The sequence below is a fragment of the Cyanobacteriota bacterium genome (assembly GCA_025054735.1).
In the GTDB taxonomy this organism is placed as follows: Bacteria; Cyanobacteriota; Cyanobacteriia; order SKYG9; family SKYG9; genus SKYG9.
Window position 1 is genome coordinate 1 of sequence record JANWZG010000333.1, and the last position, 4,617, is coordinate 4,617.

At 50.1% G+C, this 4,617-nt stretch carries 6 protein-coding genes; 2 read left to right on the forward strand and 4 right to left on the reverse strand.

The features are described 5' to 3' along the window. Positions 1-113 precede the first annotated feature (113 nt). From NZ772_14395 to NZ772_14405, 3 genes are all read right to left on the reverse strand, one after another. A complete protein-coding gene (locus NZ772_14395; GenBank protein MCS6814740.1) occupies positions 114-494 on the reverse strand; it encodes a hypothetical protein in 381 nt (126 codons plus the stop codon). 112 nt (positions 495-606) lie between these two features. Continuing rightward, positions 607-1,188, reverse strand: a complete 582-nt coding sequence (locus tag NZ772_14400) for a DUF3611 family protein (protein MCS6814741.1) — start codon at positions 1,186-1,188, stop codon at positions 607-609. A 48-nt stretch (positions 1,189-1,236) separates the two neighbouring features. Next, positions 1,237-2,490, reverse strand: a complete 1,254-nt coding sequence (locus tag NZ772_14405; GenBank protein MCS6814742.1) for an SUMF1/EgtB/PvdO family nonheme iron enzyme — start codon at positions 2,488-2,490, stop codon at positions 1,237-1,239. A 138-nt stretch (positions 2,491-2,628) separates the two neighbouring features. Here NZ772_14405 and NZ772_14410 point away from each other — a divergent pair, with 138 nt between their 5' ends. Continuing rightward, a complete protein-coding gene (locus NZ772_14410) occupies positions 2,629-2,967 on the forward strand; it encodes a P-II family nitrogen regulator (protein MCS6814743.1) in 339 nt (112 codons plus the stop codon). A gap of 60 nt (positions 2,968-3,027) precedes the next feature. On the opposite strand, the gene rdgB is transcribed toward NZ772_14410, so the two are convergent. Then, entirely contained in the window at positions 3,028-3,600 is a 573-nt protein-coding gene (gene rdgB / locus NZ772_14415; protein MCS6814744.1) for an RdgB/HAM1 family non-canonical purine NTP pyrophosphatase, read from the reverse strand. Between the two features lie 170 nt (positions 3,601-3,770). Here rdgB and NZ772_14420 point away from each other — a divergent pair. Beyond that, positions 3,771-4,617 (forward strand): arsenical pump-driving ATPase GET3 (locus NZ772_14420; GenBank protein ID MCS6814745.1); only part of this gene is annotated, 847 nt, incomplete at its 3' end.

Below are 4,617 nucleotides of genomic sequence, written 5' to 3' on the forward strand. Positions count from 1 at the left end.
TAAGCTTAACGCTTTATGTAGTTTTATTACAACTCCCTGGAAGTGAACTTGATGCTCCCTTTGAGAAGTTCATCCAGAGAAGCTAGACTAATGTAGCAATCTTTTCAGTCAACTTAGTCAGTTATTCGCTGAGAAGGAACTTCTACTGCATCAACATCGATTGTTCCCGGTGGTGTCAGCCTTACAAAGCCTGACTTTTCTACCCTCAAGGGTTCTCCGCAGTTGGGACAGTTGATTTCACTACGGCTCAGCCCAGCAAATGTAGCGCCACAGATAGGACAATCATCTTGCACTAAGTTACGCCCTACCCACCATTGCAGGGCTAGCAGTCCCACTACAGGCATTACGCTAAACACTATGATCAGAACCGCGATCGACTCTAGCACTCGCCCTAGACCAACGACACCGACTAGCCAGAGTGCACCAATAAACATTAACCAACCTCTGAGATTGGGTAAAATTTGCCGCAGCGATCGTAGTAATTCCTGATTCATAGCCCGTGTCGAAGTAACTGTATCCCCACTGTAATCAAAAAACTTCTAAGCAGGTAATGGGGATTTCCCACCACTTGAAGCGTCAATGCTGGCTGTAACGCCGGATATGATGTCAGCGAGTGATACGATTTAATAACCAGAGAGGAGCTACAATTCCAGCAAACAGAGCTAGCAGGATAATAGCGATCGCCTGCACGGCCAAGATGTCTAACGTGTTGATAAACTGCGTAGGTGCACCAACGGTCACCACCGGAGCCGCTGTACGAGAGGCTTTAATGGTCAAGCCACCAATATACGCCAGGGCAGCAATCAATGTAATCAACATGCCGACCAGACTAACAGTTAGGCCCAGCTTCAGCACTTGTATCGTTTCTGCCTTCTTGGGGCGAGCTGCTGGGTCACTAGCCCGCAGTTGTTGTGCAAGCCGGGTATAGCGAAAGGCGACGTAGATGCTCCCCATCAAGGTCAGCAGACCAATCCCAGCAAACAGACCCCCTAGACCAATGCCAGCCACTGGAGCATTTGTCGTGCCAGGGACAGGTGTGCCACTGCGGTTAAACAAGGTAGCAAAGGGCAGTGTAATGGCAGCCACCACTCCTAACACCACCTGAAACCAGAACGTAAACCAACCGACAAAGCGAAAGGCAGTTGCGGCTTGTAGGGCAGTTGGTGGGTTGGAGTCTAGCTTAGACATAGGGCTGTAGGCCAAATATGCGATGAAGATGAAGAATTTGGCAGCAGGCTAAGCTGATCGCGCACAGCGGAAACCAGCTAGCACTTGCCTCACACTAGGATAGTACCAGTTACGGACGGTAATGCGTAGTGCCCAAGGGCGAGTTGCCCAACTGCCTCCCCGTAGTACCCGATGTTGGCCATCAAAGTAAGCCTGGGAATAGCCTGCGTAGGGGTAGGCGGTGAAGCCATCGTAGCCTGCAAACCAGGTATCCGTCCACTCCCAAACGTTACCTAGCATGTCATCACAACCTGCGTGACTTTTTCCTGCGGGATGGGCTGTGACTGGCGTAGTGGATCCATAGCGACGATCGTAGTTTCCTGCTGTTGCCCCTAAGGCTGCCCGTTCCCATTCTGCCTCCGTGGGCAGGCGCTTGCCAACAAACCTAGCGTAAGCTTCAGCCTCATACCAGCTAACTCCCGACACGGGATGATCATTCCACCAGGGATCATCTCGCCAATAGAGGGGTCGGGTGATGGGTGTGCCTTGGTCGGCTTGGGATTGCAGCCACTGCCAGCCAGCTTCTGACCACCAACGGCGATCGTCGTAGCCCCCCATGGCTATGAATTGTCGATACTGTGCATTTGTCACCGGGTAGCGATCAATCCAATAACCTGCTAGGGTCACTGTATGGGCTGGACGCTCATTGTCGATCGCATCCACATCTTCACACCCCATGATCAATTCTCCTTCGGGAATGTAAACTTCCTCAGAGGTTTTATGGAGCAAATCCTGGAGAGCGGAACTAGGCGAGGAAACACTTGAGTAATCTACCGGCTGCTCTATTCCTTGACCTATGTTACTAGTGGCTCTACGATGCAGTTCTAGGATTAGGGATATGGTTTCGTTATGTTGGCTTTCGTGTTGCAACAGCCAGCGCCACAGCCGGAGTTGCTCATCAACGGGGGCGATCGCTAGATAGTCCAGCACCTGTTGACGCACCGTATCCAGATAAGATTGCAGTTCTGACCAAGAAGGAAGATAAACACGCTCCTGCTTTGGCAAACCGTCAGCAGCAAACAAACGGCGATACTGGGGAAACTGGGGTGGCAACCCAGCTAAATGCTCCAGGATCCACAAAGATTCAGTATAGGCGATGTGTCCTAGATGCCATCCCACGGGGCTAAAGTCTGGATGAGCTTGACTACGCAAGGTGGTCTCATCCAGCGATGCCACTAACTTGTGGGTGCCCATTCGACAGTCCTGAAAGTCTTTGCGGAGATGTTGACGCAAGGTATTGAGACAGGGAGTAATCAACTGCATAAGAACGGTCTAGATAGAGGTAGAATAAGCCTTGAGCAATTGTATTTACTGCTACAAAAACAGTCCTCCTGGCAGTGATACAACCACCTGGGTATATACATAAGCTGAACTACATACGAGCCTAAGGAGTAGGGAAACTTGAAAAAGGTTGAAGCAATTATCCGTCCATTTAAGCTAGATGAGGTCAAAATTGCCTTGGTGAATGCAGGCATTGTGGGTATGACCGTCTCTGAAGTTCGTGGCTTTGGGCGGCAAAAAGGTCAAACCGAGCGGTATCGCGGCTCTGAATATACCGTGGAGTTTTTGCAGAAGCTTAAAGTTGAAATCGTGATTGAAGATGAGCAAGTCGATATGGTTGTCGATAAGATCATCAATGCTGCCCGCACTGGTGAAATTGGCGATGGCAAGATTTTCATTACTCCAGTCGAAGAAGTTGTTCGGATCCGGACAGGTGAGAAAAACATGGAAGCAGTGTAAGTGAGTACTTCACATTACATAACAACTCAACTGCAACTCGAAATGATACTTAGCGGGTCGTTACTGGAGGGATGATAGTTGCGGTAACAACGCTGCAAATGCACGTCCCCGATGACTGACAGTACGCTTCAGGTCTGGGGACATTTCTGCGAAGGTCATGCCCTGACTGGGTACATAGAAGATTGGGTCATAGCCAAAACCGCCAGAGCCACGCGGTTCTCGCAAGATCTCTCCAGTGCAAATGCCTTCAGCTTGGGCGGCGATCGACCCATCAGGGCGAGCGATAGCAATCACAGCAACGAACCGGGCAGCACGATGTTGCTCATTCCCTAGAGCCGTCAGCAGCCGCTGAATCCGTTCTGAATCCGTGGCTCCGTAGCGAGCTGAGTAGACACCAGGTGCGCCGTCTAGGGCATCTACAGCTAGACCAGAATCGTCAGCAATCGCCCATTCTCCCAGTGCTTTGGCAATTTCTGATGCTTTCAAGCGGGCATTTTCAGCAAAGGTTGTCCCCGTTTCTTCAACCTCTAGCTCAGCAGGTTTCAAACTTAGTTCCCAATCTAAGCCAGCCAGATGTTGCTGCATTTCCACCAATTTACCGGGGTTTCCACTGGCAATGACAAGACGACGCATAGGGTATGAAATCGGGAGTCTCTGAATAGCAACCCACATCATAGCGCGATCGTAGGGTGCCCTCGTGGAAACCAACAGCTTGTGAGAGAAACCAAGCATTGATGGCTAGAGACTGCTACAGTAGAGGAGTGAAACAAATTGTAACTATTCGTTAAGAAAGCTGGGGATGTATGCGAGTCATTTTAATGACGGGTAAGGGTGGAGTCGGTAAAACTTCAGTAGCGGCGGCTACAGGTTTGCGTTGTGCTGAAGTTGGCTACAAGACCTTGGTGCTTAGTACTGACCCAGCTCACTCTCTGGCCGATAGCTTTGATATGGAGCTAGACCATGATCCCCGTGCTGTGCGTCCTAATCTTTGGGGGGCAGAATTGGATGCACTGATGGAGCTAGAGAGCAATTGGGGAGCCGTCAAGCGTTACATTACCCAGGTATTGCAGGCACGGGGCCTAGAGGGTGTTGAGGCGGAAGAATTGGCTATTCTTCCTGGCATGGATGAGATTTTTAGCTTGGTGCGGATGAAGCGCCATTATGATGAGCAAGAGTTTGATGTACTGATTATTGACTCGGCACCTACCGGTACTGCCTTGCGTCTCTTGAGCTTGCCTGAAGTGGCTGGATGGTATATGCGCCGCTTTTATAAGCCACTACAGAAAATGTCAGCAGCGTTGCGTCCGCTAGTGGAACCTCTATTTAAGCCGATCGCGGGCTTCTCGCTCCCTGATAATGCTGTGATGGATGCACCCTACGAGTTTTATCAACAACTAGAAGCCCTAGAAACTGTCTTGACAGACAATACCCAGACCTCAGTGCGTTTGGTCACCAATCCAGAGAAAATGGTGATTAAGGAATCCCTGCGTGCCCATGCCTATTTGAGCCTTTACAATGTCAGTACAGACTTGGTAATCGCTAACCGCATTATTCCCGATGAAGTTACGGATCCCTTCTTCCAGCGCTGGAAGCAGAACCAACAGCAATATCGCCAAGAAATTCACGATAACTTTAGTCCGCTACCAATTC

Bases quoted from the DNA above. Each gene is read 5' to 3' on its own strand.
- NZ772_14395 (MCS6814740.1), bottom strand. From the start codon at position 494: ATGAATCAGGAATTACTACGATCGCTGCGGCAAATTTTACCCAATCTC.
- NZ772_14400 (MCS6814741.1), bottom strand. From the start codon at position 1,188: ATGTCTAAGCTAGACTCCAACCCACCAACTGCCCTACAAGCCGCAACT.
- NZ772_14405 (MCS6814742.1), bottom strand. From the start codon at position 2,490: ATGCAGTTGATTACTCCCTGTCTCAATACCTTGCGTCAACATCTCCGC.
- rdgB (MCS6814744.1), bottom strand. From the start codon at position 3,600: ATGCGTCGTCTTGTCATTGCCAGTGGAAACCCCGGTAAATTGGTGGAA.